This is a genomic window from Micromonospora sp. HK10 (genome assembly GCF_000982955.1).
Lineage (GTDB): Bacteria > Actinomycetota > Actinomycetes > Mycobacteriales > Micromonosporaceae > Micromonospora.
The window spans coordinates 62,195-79,568 of sequence record NZ_KQ058825.1 but is presented as its reverse complement, the minus strand read 5'-3'; the positions used below and the strand labels follow the sequence as shown (position 1 = coordinate 79,568).

20 protein-coding genes and 1 tRNA gene are annotated in these 17,374 nt (G+C 71.8%); 5 read left to right on the top strand and 16 right to left on the bottom strand.

Annotated features, from left to right (window positions below; translation table 11 throughout):
• The first annotated feature begins 1 nt into the window (after position 1).
• The gene (locus LQ51_RS15015; protein WP_046566235.1) at positions 2-403 is read left to right on the top strand and encodes a rhodanese-like domain-containing protein; all 402 of its coding nucleotides are present in this window, start codon (positions 2-4) and stop codon (positions 401-403) included.
• 110 nt (positions 404-513) lie between these two features.
• On the opposite strand, the gene LQ51_RS15010 is transcribed toward LQ51_RS15015, so the two are convergent.
• From LQ51_RS15010 to ssb, 3 genes are all read right to left on the bottom strand, one after another.
• The gene (locus tag LQ51_RS15010) at positions 514-2,052 is read right to left on the bottom strand and encodes a cobyric acid synthase (protein WP_046566234.1); all 1,539 of its coding nucleotides are present in this window, start codon (positions 2,050-2,052) and stop codon (positions 514-516) included.
• Complete coding sequence (locus tag LQ51_RS15005; protein WP_156313088.1) at positions 2,049-3,155, bottom strand: cobalamin biosynthesis protein; 1,107 nt, start codon at positions 3,153-3,155, stop codon at positions 2,049-2,051. Before LQ51_RS15005 ends, LQ51_RS15010 begins: the two co-directional genes overlap by 4 nt.
• Positions 3,156-3,266: 111 nt before the next feature.
• Complete coding sequence (ssb, locus tag LQ51_RS15000) at positions 3,267-4,100, bottom strand: single-stranded DNA-binding protein (protein ID WP_046566232.1); 834 nt, start codon at positions 4,098-4,100, stop codon at positions 3,267-3,269.
• Positions 4,101-4,387: 287 nt separating this feature from the next.
• Here ssb and LQ51_RS14995 point away from each other — a divergent pair, with 287 nt between their 5' ends.
• Positions 4,388-4,810: an HPF/RaiA family ribosome-associated protein gene (locus LQ51_RS14995; RefSeq protein ID WP_046566231.1), complete on the top strand. Its 423-nt coding sequence runs from the start codon at positions 4,388-4,390 to the stop codon at positions 4,808-4,810.
• A 156-nt stretch (positions 4,811-4,966) separates the two neighbouring features.
• Positions 4,967-5,995 (top strand): alpha/beta hydrolase, encoded by a 1,029-nt coding sequence (locus LQ51_RS14990; RefSeq protein ID WP_046566229.1) that lies wholly within the window; start codon positions 4,967-4,969, stop codon positions 5,993-5,995.
• Between the two features lie 12 nt (positions 5,996-6,007).
• On the opposite strand, the gene LQ51_RS14985 is transcribed toward LQ51_RS14990, so the two are convergent.
• Positions 6,008-6,748 carry a hypothetical protein gene (locus LQ51_RS14985; RefSeq protein ID WP_046566278.1) on the bottom strand — a complete coding sequence of 247 codons (741 nt, stop codon included), beginning with the start codon at positions 6,746-6,748 and terminating at the stop codon, positions 6,008-6,010.
• A gap of 168 nt (positions 6,749-6,916) precedes the next feature.
• Between LQ51_RS14985 and LQ51_RS14980 the strand changes: the two genes are divergently transcribed.
• Positions 6,917-6,992, top strand: a tRNA-Arg gene (locus tag LQ51_RS14980).
• Positions 6,993-6,996: 4 nt separating this feature from the next.
• Here the strand turns inward: LQ51_RS14980 and LQ51_RS14975 are convergent.
• Complete coding sequence (locus LQ51_RS14975) at positions 6,997-7,362, bottom strand: hypothetical protein (RefSeq protein WP_156313087.1); 366 nt, start codon at positions 7,360-7,362, stop codon at positions 6,997-6,999.
• Positions 7,363-7,513: 151 nt separating this feature from the next.
• Between LQ51_RS14975 and LQ51_RS14970 the strand changes: the two genes are divergently transcribed.
• Positions 7,514-8,230: a TIGR02391 family protein gene (locus LQ51_RS14970; protein WP_082159428.1), complete on the top strand. Its 717-nt coding sequence runs from the start codon at positions 7,514-7,516 to the stop codon at positions 8,228-8,230.
• 52 nt (positions 8,231-8,282) lie between these two features.
• On the opposite strand, the gene LQ51_RS33405 is transcribed toward LQ51_RS14970, so the two are convergent.
• The 11 genes from LQ51_RS33405 to LQ51_RS14925 form a co-directional block, all read right to left on the bottom strand.
• A complete protein-coding gene (locus LQ51_RS33405) occupies positions 8,283-8,447 on the bottom strand; it encodes a hypothetical protein (RefSeq protein WP_197087732.1) in 165 nt (54 codons plus the stop codon).
• A 591-nt stretch (positions 8,448-9,038) separates the two neighbouring features.
• Complete coding sequence (locus LQ51_RS14965; RefSeq protein WP_046566226.1) at positions 9,039-10,310, bottom strand: tyrosine-type recombinase/integrase; 1,272 nt, start codon at positions 10,308-10,310, stop codon at positions 9,039-9,041.
• A 1-nt stretch (position 10,311) separates the two neighbouring features.
• Entirely contained in the window at positions 10,312-11,022 is a 711-nt protein-coding gene (locus LQ51_RS14960; protein ID WP_046566225.1) for a recombinase family protein, read from the bottom strand.
• Positions 11,019-11,291 carry a hypothetical protein gene (locus tag LQ51_RS14955; RefSeq protein ID WP_046566222.1) on the bottom strand — a complete coding sequence of 91 codons (273 nt, stop codon included), beginning with the start codon at positions 11,289-11,291 and terminating at the stop codon, positions 11,019-11,021. Before LQ51_RS14955 ends, LQ51_RS14960 begins: the two co-directional genes overlap by 4 nt.
• The gene (locus LQ51_RS14950; protein WP_046566219.1) at positions 11,291-11,854 is read right to left on the bottom strand and encodes an HU family DNA-binding protein; all 564 of its coding nucleotides are present in this window, start codon (positions 11,852-11,854) and stop codon (positions 11,291-11,293) included. The genes LQ51_RS14955 and LQ51_RS14950 overlap by 1 nt, the downstream gene beginning before the upstream one ends.
• A 349-nt stretch (positions 11,855-12,203) precedes the next feature.
• Positions 12,204-12,638 (bottom strand): hypothetical protein, encoded by a 435-nt coding sequence (locus LQ51_RS32750; RefSeq protein ID WP_156313086.1) that lies wholly within the window; start codon positions 12,636-12,638, stop codon positions 12,204-12,206.
• A gap of 203 nt (positions 12,639-12,841) precedes the next feature.
• Positions 12,842-14,494 carry an AAA family ATPase gene (locus tag LQ51_RS31265; RefSeq protein ID WP_052744876.1) on the bottom strand — a complete coding sequence of 551 codons (1,653 nt, stop codon included), beginning with the start codon at positions 14,492-14,494 and terminating at the stop codon, positions 12,842-12,844.
• A 709-nt stretch (positions 14,495-15,203) separates the two neighbouring features.
• Entirely contained in the window at positions 15,204-15,506 is a 303-nt protein-coding gene (locus LQ51_RS32745) for a hypothetical protein (protein WP_156313085.1), read from the bottom strand.
• Positions 15,507-15,575: 69 nt separating this feature from the next.
• Positions 15,576-15,782 (bottom strand): hypothetical protein, encoded by a 207-nt coding sequence (locus LQ51_RS14935; RefSeq protein ID WP_046566217.1) that lies wholly within the window; start codon positions 15,780-15,782, stop codon positions 15,576-15,578.
• Positions 15,775-16,269 carry a hypothetical protein gene (locus LQ51_RS14930; protein WP_046566216.1) on the bottom strand — a complete coding sequence of 165 codons (495 nt, stop codon included), beginning with the start codon at positions 16,267-16,269 and terminating at the stop codon, positions 15,775-15,777. The genes LQ51_RS14935 and LQ51_RS14930 overlap by 8 nt, the downstream gene beginning before the upstream one ends.
• 1 nt (position 16,270) lies before the next feature.
• Positions 16,271-17,365, bottom strand: a complete 1,095-nt coding sequence (locus tag LQ51_RS14925) for a hypothetical protein (protein WP_046566215.1) — start codon at positions 17,363-17,365, stop codon at positions 16,271-16,273.
• Between the last annotated feature and the right edge of the window lie 9 nt (positions 17,366-17,374).

Below are 17,374 nucleotides of genomic sequence, written 5' to 3'. Positions count from 1 at the left end.
GATGTGTCCGGGCGTCGACGCCCTGCTGGAACAGGCCCGGGCCGGGCTGCGCCGGCTCACCCCGCACCAGACCGTCGAAGCGGTCCGCAACGGGGCGCTGCTGGTCGACACGCGAAGCGAGACGCAGCGCCACGAGCAGGGCGAGCTGCCGGGCGCGATCGTGATCGACCGGACGGTGTTGGAGTGGCGGCTCGACCCGGCGAGCGACTGGCGGATCCCCGAGGCCACCGGTTACGACCGGGAGATCGTGCTGGTCTGCCGGCAGGGCTACAGCTCCAGCCTGGCCGCCGCCAGCCTGCAGACGCTCGGCCTGCGCCGGGCCACCGACATGATCGGTGGCGTGCAGGGCTGGCGGGAGGCCGGGCTGCCGATGTCCGACCGCCCGGCCGACGTGCGGCTCTGAGGGGCGCACCCGCGCCGGCGGTCGTGGCGCGGCCGGGCACCACCAGGTCCGGCCGGCCGGCACTCGCGGCGCGGCCGGGGGCGGCGCGGCGCACGCCTCGCCCGCGGACCTCAGTGGGGCGCGCCGGGCGGGACGAACGGCAGGCCCGGCGGCGGGCCGGCCTCGATCAGCCGCCACAGCGCGTCGGTGTCGAGGTGTTCCTCGACCAGGTCGCCGAGCAGGTCGAGGGTGCGCTCGCGGGCGGTGGCGAACGCGGTGTCGGGCGCGACCTTGAAGCCGGTGCGTCCGGCGAGCCGGGCCACCTCGGTGAGGAACCGGCGGCGGAACTCGTCGGATTCGAAGGCGCCGTGCCAGTGGGTGCCGTGCACCGCGCCGAGCCGGGCGCCCTCTCCGGTGCCGTCGGCGTGGCGCAGCAGCGGCGGCAGGGCCGGGTCGGCCGCCGAGACGTACCCGTGGTGGATCTCGTAGCCGTGCACCGGGACGTCCCCGTCGGCGGTGCCGGCGGCCCGGCGGACGGTCTTGCGCGGGTCGAAGGTGATCTCGATGGGCAGCAGCCCGAGCCCGGGAACGCTGCCCCGCCGGCTCTCCACCGGGTCGTGGATCGCCCGGGCCAGCATCTGGAATCCGCCACAGATGCCCAGCAGGGGCCGGCCGGCGGCGGCGTGCGCGGTCACGGCGTCGGCCAGCCCGGTCTCCCGCAGCCAGGCCAGGTCGGCCACGGTCGACTTGGAGCCGGGCAGCACCACCAGGTCGGCGGCGGCCAGTTCGGCGGGCTCGACGGTCAGCCGGACCCGGACGCCGGGCTCGGTCGCGAGGGCCTCCACGTCGGTGGCGTTGCTGATCCGGGGCAGCCGGACCACCGCCACGTCGAGCCAGTCGGTGCCGCGTGGCGCGGCCGGCCGGCCCAGCACCCGCCCGTAGGCGAGCGAGTCCTCGGCGTCCAGCCAGAGGTCCAGCTCCCAGGGCAGCACCCCGTAGGTGGGGCGTCCGGTGACCCGGTGCAGCATGTCCAGCCCCGGCTGGAGCAGCCCACGGTCGCCGCGGAACTTGTTGATCACGAAGCCCGCGACGAGGGCCTGGTCGGCCGGGTCGAGCAGGGCCACCGTGCCGAACATCGAGGCGAACACGCCGCCCCGGTCGATGTCACCCACCACGATCGTGGGCAGGCCGGCGTGCCGGGCCAGGCCCATGTTGACGTAGTCACCGGCCCGCAGGTTGATCTCGGCGGGGCTGCCGGCGCCCTCGCAGATCACCACCTCGTACGCCGCCCGCAGCTCGGCCAGGGCCGCGTGCGCCGTCTCGGCGAGCCGGGGACGCAGCTCGTGGAAGTTGCCCGCGGTGACCGTGTCGATCGCCGTGCCGAGCAGCACCACCTGGCTGGCGTGGTCGCTGCCCGGCTTGAGCAGCACCGGGTTGAACCGCAGGTCGGGGGCGAGCCCGCAGGCGGCGGCCTGCATGGCCTGGGCCCGGCCCAGCTCGCCGCCCCGGCCGTCCGGCCCGACCACGACCGCCGAGTTGTTGGACATGTTCTGCGCCTTGAACGGCGCGACCCGCACCCCACGGCGGTGCAGCCACCGGCAGATGCCGGCGGTGAGCACGCTCTTGCCGGCATCGGAGGTGGTGCCGGCGACCAGCAGCCCGCCGCTCACCGGTGCGTCCGCCCGGAGGCGGCCGCCGGGGCCGCACCGGGCCGGGGCAGCGCGCCCGGGCGGTGGCCCGCGCCGCCGCGCTGGTCAGGGCACCGGTGCGTCGCGGCGCCGGGCCGGTGCCGGAGCAGTCCGCGCAGCGCGGCGCGGCCGGCCATGCCGACCACGCGGCCCACGGTCACCGGGTACGCCGCGGCCAGGCCGAGCGCGGCCAGGCCGACGGCACCGGAGATCCGGGCGGCACGGGTGAGGTGCCGGGCCTCCGGACGGGGACCGTCGCCGAGGAACGGCCGGGTCTCGGCGCGGCCGAAGTAGACGTTGCGCCCGCCGAGCCGGACGCCGAGGGCACCGGCCATCGCCGCCTCGCACTGGCCGGCGTTGGGGCTCGGGTGGTCGTTGCGGTCCCGCCGCCAGACGTGCAGGGCGGCCCGGCGGTCCCCGTGCGCGACCGGCGCGACGGCGATGGTCAGCAGCCCGGTGAGCCGGGCCGGGGCCAGGTTGAGCAGGTCGTCCAGCCGGGCCGCCGGGGTGCCGAAGTGGGCGTACCGGGGCGAGCGGTGACCCACCATGGCGTCGAGCGTGTTCGCCGCGCGGTAGCCCAGCAGCCCGGGCAGCCCGGCGACCGCACCCCAGAGCAGCGGCGCGACCACCGCGTCGGAGGTGTTCTCCGCGACCGACTCGACGGTGGCCCGGGCCAGTTCCGGCTCGTCCAGGGTCGACGGGTCCCGGCCGCAGAGGTGGTTGAGCCGGCCCCTGGCGGCGGGCAGGTCGCCCCGGCGCAGGGACCGCGCCATCAGCCGCGACTCGTGGCGCAGGGTGCGGCCGCCCAGCACGCTCCAGGTCCCGGCGGCCACCAGGACCGCGCGGGCCAGCGGCCGCCGCCGGGTGGCCAGTGTCGCGGCGACGCCGAGCAGCACCGGGCCACCCACGGCGAGCGCGGTGAACCCGGCCCCGGCGGTCCGGTCGGGGCGGTAGACCCGCCGCTCCAGCGCGCCGGCGACCCGGCCGAAGCCGGCCACCGGGTGCCAGCGGCGGGGATCGCCGAGCAGCGAGTCCAGGGCGTACCCCGCCACCAGGCCCGCCGCGTTCGCCACGGCGTTCGCCATGGGGTTCGCCTGCCGCACCCGCATCACCTCCGGCCGGCCAGCCTAGTCGTACGGCGGGGTGGCCACGTCGGGCTCGTCGCCACCCCGCTCAGGGCAACCGGATCCACCGGCTCAGGCCGGCACCGTCGCCCGGCGCCCACCCCGGCGGCCCCGACCCGCGCGGGTGACGCCGGCGGCGGCCCCGTCGTCGCCGCCCACCCCGTCCGTGTCGTCGCCGCCGACCCCGTCCGCGTCGTCGCCGCCGACCCCGTACGCGTCGTCGCCGCCGTCGACGTCGTCGCCGTCGGGGCCGTCGGGGCCGTCGTCGCCAGGGCCCGTGGCGAGGCCGTCGCCGCGGTCGGTGGTCAGCTCGTCGAAGGGATCGGCCGGTTCGCCGAAGGCGCCCGACGGGGGCTCGTCCAGGTCGTCGTGGATCGGCGGGCGGGTAGCCGGTCCGCCCAGCTCCAGCGGGTCGAACTCGTCGTCGATCGGCCGGTCGTCGAACGAACTGGGCGCGCGGGTGACCGGGACCGGCTCGGTCGCCTCACCGTGCACCCGCCGTTCCGCCTCGGCGTCCTCGACGGTGCTGGTCGCCAGGCTCGGCCGGTTGCGCATGAAGCGGGCCCGGCCGCGGGACAGGTCGTGCCCGACCGCGACCGCCTCCAGCTCGTAGAGGGTGCGGTGGTTGCCGGCGTCGTCCGTCCAGTCGCGGGTGTAGAGGCGGCCGGCGACGACCACCGGGTCGCCGACCGCCACCGAGGCGGCCACCCCCTCGGCCAGCTTCCGCCAGCAGTTGACCCGGACGCGCAGGCTGTTGCCGTCGACCCAGCGCCCGGAGTCCCGGTCCAGCCGGCGGGCCGTGGAGGCGACCTTGAAGTTGGCGACCAGGGTGTTGCTCTGCGTGGTGCGGCGCCACTCGGGCGCGGTCAGCACGTTGCCGACGATGGTGACGTACGTATCGAACATCGGCCCTCCCAGGGGAACTCGGCTTTCGGACCGAGCCTCGACGCCGGCCGGGACGCGGGCCAGCGGTTTCGGCCGGCCTGTGGAGGACCGAGCCGCCTGTGGATAACCGCCTGATCAAGGTCCCGCCTGCTAGGGACCACCGGCCCTACGGCCCTGACCTGCGGCGAAACATGATCAAAAGGTCGGCGGGTGAGGCGGTTCCGGACCGGCGCCGATTGGGTATGGACTTGATCAACCGAGAGAAAGGGAGTGCCGATGCATCTCCGAGACGTCAGCGAGGTTCGGCGATGAGCGCCGTGACGAACCCCGCGACCGTGGCCGAGTGCCTCCGGGTCGGCGCCGGGTTCTCCCAGGGCGACCGGAACTGGATCGCGGAGCGGTTCGCCACCCTCGACGCCCGGCTCGCGGGCTTCCACGCCGACGCCACCGAGCTGGAGGTGTCGGTCAAGGACCGGGAGGCCAAGGGACAGAAGGTCACCCTGGAGTGCTGGATCGCCGGCCGCCAGAAGATCGTCACCACCTCCGGGGAGGAGGACCTGCACGCCGCCCTCAACGACGTCCGGGACGACCTGCGGCGCCGGCTCAACGACGCGAAGACCCGACAGGAGCCGCGCCACAACAAGCACATCCGGGAGCTGCCCGAGCCGGACGCCGCCCAGCTGGCGGACGGCGACGTCGACCCGGACCGGGCCGACGCCGAGACCGCCTGACCGCACCGACGGTCCGGCCCGGCCACCGGTGGTATCCACCCGTGTCGCGGCAGGTCGGGGTATCCGCGCTTCCGGATACCCCGACCTACCGCAACCGGCGAAGGATGGTCCCGCTGGGGCTACCGCCCGGTAGCGTGCCGGCGTACCGTCGCGGTCGTGGAACCGGACGTGCTGGGACCGCCGTACGAGCGGCACACGATCGACCTGGGCACCGACGACGAGGGACCGGTCGTCGCGACCCTGGTCCGCCGCCGGGCCGCGCGCCCGACCGGCCGGGCCGTGCTCTACGTGCACGGCTTCGTCGACTACTTCTTCCAGACCCACGTCGCCGACTTCTTCGCCGAACGCGGCTGGGACTTCTACGCGCTCGACCTGCGCAAGTACGGCCGCAGTCTGCTGCCCCACCAGACCCCGAACTTCTGCCGCGACCTCAGCGACTACTTCCCGGAGCTGGACGCCGCCGCCCGGATCGTCCGCACCGAGGACGGGCACGACACCCTGCTCGCCATGGGCCACTCCACCGGCGGTCTGGTCGTCTCGCTCTGGGCGCACGCCCGCCGCGCCGACGGCCTGGTTGACGGGATCGTGCTGAACAGCCCCTTCTTCGACATCAACGCCCCCTGGCTGGTCCGCCGACCCCTCGCGGCCGCCGTCTCCCGGCTGGGCCGCCGGGCGCCGCACCGCATCCTCCCCTTCGGGTTGGGCACCGTGTACGGCGAGAGCCTGCACGCCGACCACCGCGGCGAGTGGCGGTACGACCTGGCCTGGAAACCGCTCGCCGGGTTCCCGGTGCGGGCCGGCTGGATCAACGCGATCCGCTCCGGTCAGCGCCAGCTCCGGGCCGGCCTGGACATCCCGGTGCCGGTGCTGCTCGCCTGCTCCACCCGCAGCTACCGGGGCACCCGCTGGCACGAGTCGGCGACCCTCGCCGACGCCGTGCTCGACGTGGAGCACATGGTCCGCTGGGCACCCCGGTTGGGCCGGCACGTCACCGTGGCCCGTTTCGACGGCGGGCTGCACGACCTCACGCTCTCCGGCCCCGCCGTACGCGAGAAGGTCTTCGCGGAGGTCGGACGGTGGGCGGAGGGCTTCCTCGGCGCGGGGCCGACCGGTGCCGCACCGGAGCGCCCGCCGGCGGCGCGGCGGCCGGCCGACGACCGGGCCGGCGCAGCCACCGACGGCTGAACCGGAGACCGGTCAACCGACGTCGGCGGTAGCCTCGGCGAGGGCGGCCCGGATCCGGTCGAACGTCGCCACCGGGTGACCGCCCGGCACGGCCGGCAGCAGCAGGCCGAGGCAGTGCAGCGCGGCCTCCCCGTCGGGGCCCGCCTCGACGCCGAAGACCGGTGCGCCCACGTACCCGGCGGGCAGCTCGGTGTCGACCCGCAGCCCGTCGCCGTCCCGGACCACCCGCTCGACCACCGCTTCCAGCGGCCGCGACCCGTCCTCACCGACGCCGAGGGCCAGCACGAACGCCGACGCCAGCGCGGCACCGACCCGGCCCACCGCGTCGGCCCGCGCGGCCACCGCATCGCTCACCTGCTGGGTACGCCAGCGCCAGCCTTCGTCCTCCGCGTGGCCGTGCAGCCCACCCGTGGGCATCGCGGCCACCCCGACCTGCGGCAGGTGCAGCCAGTGATCGGCGAAGCGCGGCAGCGCGATCGGCTCCTCCGCCGCGCCCGCCGGCTCGGTCACGCTCGGCCGCACTCCGATCTCGCCGTACGCCGGCCGGGTGGTGACATCCGCGGTCAGCAACCACTCCCGCACCACCTCCCCGTCGTCGGCGACGCCGACCACCTCGGTGTAGAAGAAGGCGGTGCCCACGGCCTCGCCGATCCCGCCCGGCCGGTCGTACCCGCCGAGCGGGAGGATGGCCCGCCCCAGCAGCTGGCACAGCTCGTAGACGATCTCGTTCTCGGTTTCCTGATCGAGCAGCACGACGCCGAGGGTACGGACGGGGACCACCGCCGCGACCCGGGACCCGGGGTATCCCGGATGCGCCGGCACGGGCGCACCTGGCACGCTGATCGAGACGTGGCCGCGACCACCCGTTCCGCCGAGAGGCCAGAGCTCGGCGGTACCCTCTTGGCGCGACTGCGTCGCCGCGCGCCCGTAGCTCAGCGGATAGAGCAGGGGACTTCTAATCCCAAGGCCGCAGGTTCGAATCCTGCCGGGCGCACCACCTCCTAGCTGCGGTAACGCTGATCGGCGCTGTTGCCCGACCGGGGCCGGACCCACCCGGGACCCACCACGTCACGCGTGGCCAGCCGCACCAAGCGCCGCAACAGGTGCACGGTGATGGCTGCCTGGCGGGTGCTCAGCGCCAGCAGGGCAAGCGGGTTCGGGTCCTTGGCGGGGTCCTGGTCGAATCCCTCCACGCACAGCACCGGCAGGCCGGTGGACTGGTGCAGGGTCACCCGCAGGTACATCGCCTCGCGGTCCTCCGGCCGCAGCAGCACCGGCCGCGAGCAGTGCGCGCCAGCGGGTCGGTCCGGGGTAACGGTGCACTCCTGGCGGTCGCACCAATGAGGATGCGTAGGTACGTTGTTCATGGGCCGGGGCTCCTTCCCGGTCAAGGCCCCGCCCGGTGTCGCTAGCACCGCGTGCGGGGCCGACTACTTAACGTGACCGCACGGTAGCCGCGCCTGCCGATGGCGAGCAAGGAAGGCAGCACTGTCGCAGGTGGTCCGTAGACTCGCATCCATGCGCCCTGCGGTTGCCATCGAGGAACTGACGAAGCTCAAGGCGGAGGCCGAAGCCGCTGACCTCTTCCGCCGCGACTCGGCGCTGGACTCGTGGAGGCCCCGAGTCCGACTGATCTTCGTTCGCGCCCTTGGCGAGGACAACCACATCGTGAAGAGCCTCGACGAGGTCAAGTATTGGCCGACGATCAGCTCCCCTGCGATGCAGCGTTCCTACTACGAGGACGCGCGCCGGGGTGGCGTCCGTAAGGCAATCGGGCTGATCGACGCCGCCATCTACGAACTCGGCCTCGCGGGCGGGGACGAGCCGGTGGACGAGCACGCTTACGACCCGGAGCTGTGGGCGCACGTCAAGGGCTTGGTCGAGGACGGCGAGTGGGGCAAGGTCGCCAGCCAGACGGCGATCTTCGTGGAGAGTCACATCCGCGTGTGGGCGGGCAGCCCGCTGGACCGGAACGGCAACAACCTGATCGGCAAGCAGCTCTACTCCGAGGTGTTCGGCGACGCCAGCGACTACCGGCTCGGCCGGCAGGCCAGCGAGCGGGAGGGGTGGCGGGCGCTCGGCGTGGGCTTTGCGCAGGCGCTGAGCAACGTCGACCGGCACCGGATTCAGACCCGGGATGACGCCAAGCTCTACGCCCTCGGGGTGCTCGGTCTGGGGAGCCTGCTGCTGACGCAGCTCCGGCACGAGCACGGGGACATCCTGAAGACGGAGTAATGGGCTCGGGGTCGCTCACCACCACGGGCAAGCGACCCCGAGTCACTGCTCATCACGCGAGGCGGATGAGCTCCCACGTCACGGCCTGGCCGTTGTACGGCGGCATGACGTTGTTCACCGCGATGGGGGCCGTCGTGGACGGCGTGCCCACGACCTTCCAGACACCGCTCTCCGGGCAACGCTCGCCCGTACGCGCCCGCGAACCGATTGCTGCCATAAGGCAACACCTCCTCATAAACGTTTGCGCCAAACGCCGAGAAGGACCAATCGCCCACACGGGACGACGGAAGCCTGTTACCGTAGCCGCCTCACTGCCAATGAGAACGGACCCCGGCTCGACGTCCAGACCTTCGGTCACGGGACGTCCGTGCTCGGGGTCTGCTTTTTTGCGCAGGCACGCCGCGTTGACGTGCCGAGATCAGAGTTTATGCGACCGACCGACGGTGATCTTGCGCCGATACGGCCACTGTGCACGGACCCCCACCCTCTCCCATATCGCGGGATATACCTAAATCGATCATCCAGCCTTTGGACATACGTTCTAATGAGGGCGGTGGATGGACAAGCTGCCGCCCCTTGGCTTGCGCAGGTCGTTGACCTGCCGATTCATCGACCGGCATGCCCAAACGCGAGCATCGATCACATGTCGCAAGGGGAGCGTACCGGTGAGTAGTTTGCAGTTCTGGATTGAGTCCAGATAACGGAATGGCTTTACCTCCCGTTCACTCGGTCCACATGGGATCGCTCCCACGTTCCTCGAGGCCGCCAGCCCGCAGGCCAGGCGACCCCGAAACGACCGCTTCGGGCGCTAGCCCGCCCTGCGCCTGCGCCGCTCGGCGGCCAGGTCGACCACGGCACCCGCCATCGGCCCTGTAGTCGACGCTGCCGGGCGAACCGGTGCGGGCTCGGCTGCGGCTACCTGCCGGCGGCCCTCGGCCCGCAGCTCGGCGAAGGCGGCCGATACGTCGCTGCCCTGGTGGTCGAGCACGTGCCCGTACACCTTCAAGGTGACGGACGGGTCGGCGTGCCCTAACCGCTTGGCCGTGCGGACCGCGTCGCCGGTCAGCAGCAGGTACGCGCTGGCGTGATAGTGGCGCAGGTCGTGGAACCGCACGCCGACCAACCCGAGCGCGTCAACGGTCGGTCGCCATACCCGGTTGTTCCACGCGTTGTGTCGATAGGGCGTGGCCCCGTCACCGAACACGTAGTCATCCGGCCCCATGCCGTCAACGTGGGCGGCGAGGCGGCGGCACAGGTCGGCGTTCAGCCCGTCCACCGTGCGGAGCCCGGCCTTGGACTTCGGCGTGCCGATCCGCATCTCTCCGTTGATCTCCTGCGCGGTGGCCTCCACCTTCAGCCGGCGACCGGCCGTGTCCAGGTTGCGGACGCGCAGCCCGGCCAACTCGCCCGCTCGGCAGCCGCTCTCCACCGCCAGTTCCACCAGCAGCCGCCAGCGGTCCGGGCGCACCCCACGGGCGTCCGGCATGGCGGCGATGATGCGCTCCACGTCCGGCGGCTGGAGGACCACGGTCTCCCGCTTGGCCCGGAGCTTCGGCTTGGCCACCTCCCGCGCCGGGTTGGCCCGCAGGTAGCCGCTCCGCACGGCGTGGTCGAGCACGCAGCGCATCACGTGGAGGATGTGCCCGACGGTGGAAGGCGCGCGGCCGTCCATCACCTGCCCGATCAGTGTGGAGCACTCGGCGTAGCCAAGCCGACCGACCTGCACCCGGTGGAACGGCGCGAGGTAGTTGTGCAGGATCCGCGTGTACCCGTACCGGGTGGACGGCTTCAGCCCCTGCACGCGCGGGCTGGCGAGCCACGTCCGCCCCACGTCCAGGAACGTCACCGCCCCGGCGCTGCGCGCCACGTACGTCCCAGCCTGCACGCTGGCCCGTGCCTCGACGCTGGCCCGGCGGGCGTCGTCCTTGGTGTCGTACGTGCCGACGTTGTGCAGCCTGCCCAACGCGTCCTTGACGCGCACCTCCCACCGCACCATCTGGCGGCCGTCCGAGTACTTACGGATCACCTTGCGGACGCCCGGTATCTCAGTCCCGTAGCGGTCAACCTCCGGCCGTGCCATGTCAACCCTCCTCCTTTGTCTGCGAAGCGCCCGGCGTCCGCGATTGGCTGGTCTCGCGCGCCACAGCAGCGGCCAGGTCGAGGGCGTGGCCACGCAGCAACCGGCGCACGGTGGACGGGTGCCAGGGCCGCCCGCCCAGAGTCGGCACAGCGCGGCTAGACAGTTCTGCGGCTATGGCGCGGCACCCCATGCCCTCTACGTCGGCCAGCGTGGCGACCAGGGCCACCACGTCGGCGCTGTACTGCCGGGGTCGGCCTAGCCGTACGCCCTGGCGCTTGAGCGCCTGGAGCCCTTCGCTGGTGCGCTGGCCGATCAGCTCGCGTTCGAGCTGCGCCCAGACCGCTGCCATCCCGGCGAACGCCCGGCCGTACGGCGTGCTCAGGTCGAAACGCGGATCGAGCACCACGAGGTTCCACTTGCGCTTCTGGGCGCGCTCGACCATCGTCGCGAAGTCGATCACGCTGCGGCTCAGCCGGTCGAGCTTGGCGACGACCATCCCCGCGTACTCTCGGCGGTGCAGCGCGGTCAGCGCCCGCTGTAGGTCCGGGCGGTTGGTGTCCTTGGCGCTGTAGCCGGGGTCCACGAACCACGTGAGCTCCCAGCCGTTTCGGTCGCCTTCCTGCTCGATGGCGTACCGCTGCGCGTCCAGGCCGTTGCCGTCCTCGGCCTGCTCCTCGGTGCTGACCCGCAGGTAGCCGATCATCGGGGTCATCGGCCTTCCTCCTTCGGGCGGTACACGGGCGGGTCCTCCGCGTACAGCGGGGCGACCTCCCACAGCGGCTCGTCCAGGTCGGCGCGGGCCACCTCGATACGCACCAGCCCGGCCGGGCCGTGGTCGGCATCGAACCGTGGGCGCAGCAGGTACACCGCCACGCCCTCGGCCGTCTGGTAGCGCTTGTGCAGTTCCAACCGCTCCCCGTCCACGAGGACCTCCGCGCCCACGGGGTAGTCGGCCAGGTCGTTAGTGCTGACGGTTGGCATCAGGCGTCCCCGTCCTCATCCGCCTCGGCGCCGAACACGATCTCGGTCACGTCCTCCGCGTACAGGTCGTCGTGCAGGCCGTCCGTGATCTCGTCCATGAGCGCCAGGGTGTTCAGCGCGCGGCGCACGGTGGCCTTGCTGGTGCCGTGGTCCTCGGCAACCTGCTTCACGGCCGCGCCCTGGTCGACGCACAGCCGGTACCACTCGGCGGTCTCCAACGCTTCGCCGGCGAGCCAGGGCAGCCGCCGCATCGTGCCGGTGCCGCGCAGGCGGAACAGCTTGACCGTGCCAGCGGCGCAGGCGGCGGCGAGCGGGCTCTCCTCGTACCAGGCGTCGATGGCCTCGGCCATCTCCTCAGCCGTGGGCAGCGGCAGCGCCGGGCCTTCCTCCTCCGGGGCCGTCACGTTCAGGTCGACGTGTCCGAACGCCTCAGCGGGCGCAGGGGCCTCGGCGGGTGCCTGCTCGGCCGTGGGCGCAGCTGGGGCCGGTTCGGGCGTCTGGGTCGGGATGGGGTCGGTTGCCTCGGTAACCGGGGCGGTGGTGGTGCTGGTGCTGGTGGACATGCTGGGCTCCTTGGCCTCCCGGGCGCTGCGGTCGAGCGCCGTGCATGACCAGTTAATAGAGGATCTTCGATGAAGTTCAGCGTTCGCCGGAAGCTTTCTCGCGTAGTCCCGGCAGCCGTGGCACCAGACCACGTCGCCGGGCAGCGGCGGCGGGTCGTAGTAGGCCAGGTGCCCGCAGGCGAGCGGCGTGCCGGAGGCCGTGGGGCGGGCCGGGCGAGGGGTGGCCGGGCGTCGTCCTACCCGTCGTCGGCGCTTGGCGTCCGACCGCCGAGCAACCCGGCCCATGCCCCTCCTTACGCTGCGTGGTCGCCTACCTGTCCGCGTTACCGGCGCATCGCGCGACGGCGGCCTACTCGTCGTCCTCCTCGGGGTCGTGGCCGCGATACACGTCGTACCGACGCCGCTCGTAGTGCGGCATCCCTGCGTACTCCTCGGGATAGGCCTCGGGGTTGTGGACGAAGTCCGCCATGCTCTCCCGGAGCAGGCGCTCCCACGGACGCTCTTCCATCTCGACCTTGGCGCTGGGGCCGTGGCCGGTGCGGTCGAGGACGGCGATGGCGGCGCGGATGCGCTCCTTGTCGCCTGCCTTCAGGTCCCGGTCGTCTTCCAAGATCCGAGACAGCAACGCCACAGCGGGCTCGGCCAGGGCGTTGAGCCGGCGACGGGCCGCGTTCTTGACCTGCCGTGCACTGCCGCCGTGCTTGTGACAGACCGTGCCACCCTTGATGGGTGCGAGCTCGCAGGGCTCGCCGTGCCGGTTCTCTGCCGTGCACTGGCGCTTCATGGGTGCATTGCTTCTAGGGTCTTCCACGGCTGGCGGATTCTCTGGGGCAGCCGGGCGGCGGGTGCGCCGCTTCCTTGGTTCGGTGCTCATCACTTCTCTCCTACTTGGAGCCGACTAGGTGCCCTGCCCCAAACCTTGAGCTTCTAGTGGCATGTAGCACTAGGAGCTACTAGAGGCTCACTAATTGGGGGTGGCCTTCTGGCTTAGCGCCTGGACCTTGAGCTTCTAGGCGCATCTAGTTCAATCACCGTTGTCTTCTGGATGGTCCAGAGCCACTTGTCCACCGCTCCGCTCTCCTTTCGCTCGGGGATGGCCTGCACCCCGGCCCCGTCCTTGGCCCGCCGAACGGTCGCCCACTTCAGCCCGGCGGCCTCGGCCTGGCGCTGCACCTCGCTGACTGGCACCGGCTCCTGCCCACGCAGCAGGGTGATGAGGAAGCGCTCCGCCTCGTCACGCTCCGGCGAACGCTTGCGGCCGTCGGGCTTCTTGAGCAGGTCCTCGGCCGTTAGCTCGATGGTTTCGCCCCAGCGCACTACCGGGATGGCGTCGTCCCGCTCCCAGCCCTCGACGTGATAGACGATGCTCGGCCGGTGGTTCTTGGCCAGGTTCGCCTTCACCTGCGCGAGGACCCGCACGTTCACCGGGTCGTCGGGGTGCCTGTCCACGACCAAGCCGCTACGGGCTGCGCCGATGAAGGCGATGGATCCACCGCCCCGGTAGAGCGCCTTCATGTCCCCGCTCTTGTTCAGGTGCCGGATCATCAGCACCGCCGCCCCGGTGGTCTGCGCCATCTCGGCCAGTGGAGTCATCGCACGGCGCACGCTGGCGTCGTTGTGGCTGTTGATGGACTCGCTGAGGAAGGCGGTGATGGGATCGATAACCACCAGACCGGCGCCGAATCGCTTGACGCCATCTCGCATGCGGTGAAGGTCTTCCGGGATGCTCAGCGGGAGCAGGTTGCCGTCGTCATCTCGCCCGAGGGCAATGCTGTGAACCCGGTGCAGATCCGCTCCGGCTGCCCGCAGGCGCGGGCGGACGGTGTCGTTAAGGTCGTCCTCCGCCAGCACGATGATGACGTCCTGCGGCTGCCTGCGCTCGCTCGACCCCGGGAAGGGCGCGCCCGTGGTCACCCTGGCCACCAGGTCGCAGGTCACCATGGACTTTCCGAGGTCCGGGTCACCTTCCAAGATCGTCAGCTTGCCGCGCGGGATGCGGCCAGACCACAGCCACCTCAGTTCCTCTTCCTCGACATCAGCAAGGGTGATGAAGCCACCCGCGCTAGCCCGGCCGCCGTCCTCTCCTCCCCACGGCTGCGCCTGGCCGACAACGGCCATCAGGTCGTCGGCAGTGCGCCCGTGGGTGATGAACCAATCGCGTACGTCGCCCTTGTCCGGCAGGCCAAGGTCCGCGACCCGTACGGATCGGGCGATCGGCGCAAGCGCCTTGGCGAGCTTGGCAGCGCCCGCCTGGCCCGCCCCGTCACTGTCGTACACGGTGACCACGTCGCAGCCCTGCAAGGCGGACAGATCACCGGGCACGGCACCCGCGCCGCCGGTCACGCCAACCGCGTTCAGCCCGTGCTCTCGGGCGGCCAGCACGTCCCACGCCCCCTCACAGACCAGCACCGGGCGCGAGCTGTCGAACCCGTCCGGGGCGTACAGGCGCGGCGTGCCGCCCCTTCGGTGGTGGAGATGCCCGCCGATGCGGTACGTCTGTAGGTCGACCAGGTCGCCGCTGCCCGCGTCGTACACCGGCAGCACGTACCGCTCACCGTCCCAGCCGATCCCGGCCGCCGTGATGATCTGCGGTTTCAGTCCGCGGTTGGTGGCTAGCTCCCGGGTCAGCGCCCCGGTCATCGCCCGGGCTCGCGTGCGTTGCGCACTCTCGCTGGGCGGGGCAGCCGTCGCCCGCTGTCGGGGCATGCGCTGTGCTGCACGGGCCGTAGGGCGCGTAGAACGGCTGCCAGCACCCCGCGCAGGGGCAAGGCAGTCAGCGGGCACGCCAGCGGTTATCAGCTTGCGTCGCGCTCTGGCGTACCACCGGGAGCGGTTGCGTTCGATGGCGTCGGCGCAGCGGGTGTGGCAGGTGAGCACCGGCCATCCGTCCTCGCCTGCCCCCACGCTGAACGCGGATGCGTTGTCGCCACCGTGCACCGGGCACGGACCGTATGCCTGACCGGAGTCGTTGACCGGCCAGCCGAGGGCGTCCACCAACTGACGCCAGCGTTGCCCCGCCATTGGACCGAAGCCCCGCTGCTGAGGTGCGTTACGCTGCCTCACAGTTCACATCGCTTTCTGTCAGGGCCGGTCCGCCAACCGGCCCTGACGACTATTCGTCGCTGTCAGTTGGCGCAGAGCGGTGAGCCCAGCGCGCGGCCTGAGCCGCCCGCATCCGTTCCGCCTGCCGCGCCCTGTCTTCCGGCGTGGCCTTGTCCCAGCGCTTACGCGCCAGCGCCCGCGCGGCCTCACTCGCAGCCGGGTCGATGCTCTTCTCCCGTTGCATGATTGATGCCCTTCTATCGGTTGCGCAATTAACCATAGCTGCGCAACCGACCTCTTCCGGCGGTCATTTCTTTGCGCGAGGGAGCCGGGTAACGGCGAACAATCCACGTCCCTCCAATAGGGCGCTCATCATCAGCCGGTCGGCGTCTAAATCTGTGTCGGCGTACCCGTTGCGCCGCAGCCAGGCGGTCAGGAGCCAGGTCGGCGCGCTGCCGTCGAAATGCTGTAGTGCCAGGTAGGTCCAGCTAACCGGATTGGTCCATTGTGCCTGCTGGAAGCGGTCGGGATTGACGGTTAGGGCGCATTTTTCCCAGACCCCGTAAGGCACCATTCCCGCTGGTAAACTGGCCGTGGCAGCGATGGCCATCTTGTTCCTCCCTTCATCTCGGCGGGCCGGTCTTCCCATCCCAGGGACCGGCCCGCCGACGATTGATGGCTACTTCTGGCGGCCGGCGAGCCAGGCGGCCCAGCTCGCCGGGTCCACCCGCAGCACGTTGAGCCGGAAGGCGCTCAGGTCCCCGGCGGCGATGGCGCGTCGGATGTACCGGCCGCGCACGCCGAATTCGGCTTCCAGATCCGCCACGGTGGGCCAGTCCGCAGCGGTCCGTGCCCGGGCGAGGACGTCGGGCTCATGCTCAGCCATTGCTGGCCTCCTCGGTGGTGTCGGGCGTGGGGGTGGGCAGGATGAGGTGCAGGGCTGGCCGGTACTTCTTGTCGAGTTGGCCGGTGCACCCGGCGCACAGCGCCAGGGCCACGACGCACGCGCTGCCGCTGACCGGCAGGAGCGCCGCGACCGCTGCCCACGTCTCGCAGTAGTCGCAGTACGCCAGCCGTGGGGCGGCGGAGCGGATGACGGCGTCCAGGTCCGGGGTGTCCGGGCCGATGGGCACCTGCCGACCGTTGGCCGGGACCAGCAGGTACGCCTGACCGGGCAGCCGGTCGAGCAGCGCGGGGAACGCCTCGCCCTCGTCGGTGGTCGCCCGCCGGATCAGCTCGATCACGTGCTCGTCGAAGCTCTGGACCGGCCAGTTGGCCGGGTACTGGTCCCGCGCCCACCGGGACGCGTCCGCGTGCACGTTCATCCCGGCGGCGACGACCGCCTGATGCACGCTGGTCGGGATCATGTCCATGTCAGGCCACGACCCGCGCGTACTTGGCCGGGGTGGTGTAGGTGGTGGCCGTCGTCACCTGCATGACGGCCGCCGCGCCACGATGCCGGACGCCCGTGCCGAAGGAACGCTGGTAGTAGCTGTGCTGGAGCGGGTAGTCCGGGCTCGGGCCGGGGATGGTGCGGAGCCCCTGGTACTCGGTGCGCGGGTGCTGGCGGAAGCCGACCGGGTTGCGGGTGCCGTTGGCTCCGTCGCTGGCGACGACCAGCACGTAACCGGCGGGCATCAGGTGCGTCTCGTGCACGTACGCAGGCCCGAAACCTCCGATTAGCGAGAGCCGGCCGTACTGCGCGGGCGGGGTGTCGCCGACGATGGTCTGGTCGGTCAGGTAGGCCGGGGTGTTCTCCCCGGGGATGAAGTCGTACGGGCTCCCGCTGGCCACCCGGAACCCGCGCACCTCCTCGCCCTCCTGCGGGTTGACCACGGCCAGAAGCTGACTGCCCGCGTCCATGCCGTACCCGTGCTCGCGCACCTTGCCGATCAGCTCGGCCAGGTCCACCCCGTCCAGGGTGTCCGCGCCGCTGGCCAGGTAGTGCGTGTGCGTGCCCGGGAACTCCTTGCCCTCGAAGGCGGGCGGGATCGTGCCGTCGCCGTTGTACAGCGGCTGAACCGCCATGCCCTCCGGGTTGCTGCGAACGGTGTTGTTCAGCAGCGCCCCGAGCACCGCCTCGAAGACCTGCCGGTTGTCGGCTTCCAGCACCGTGTCGAGCACGTTGCGGATCTGCTCGGCGCTGGCGTCGCGGAGGAACTTCCAGGTGTACCGGGTGGCCGTGTCGAGGTCCTTGAAGCCGAAGCCCATCTTCAGGGGCGTCACGTCCGGGCGCATGGCGGTCGGCACGCCGAACTCGCTGGCCTCCTCGAAGACCTCGCCGTAGATCGTCTGGAGGACGTCCTCGCTCGGCGTGGTCACGTTGTAGCTCAGCAGGCCGCGCAGGTTGTCCCGCTGGCCGTTGTACAGCTTCAGGGCCTCAGTGACCTCCCGGTACATGGCGGCCAGGTCGGTGCCGTCCGCGCTCCGGGTGACGACGTCAGCCGCCGTGTTGAAACCGCGTGCCATCGCAGTTCT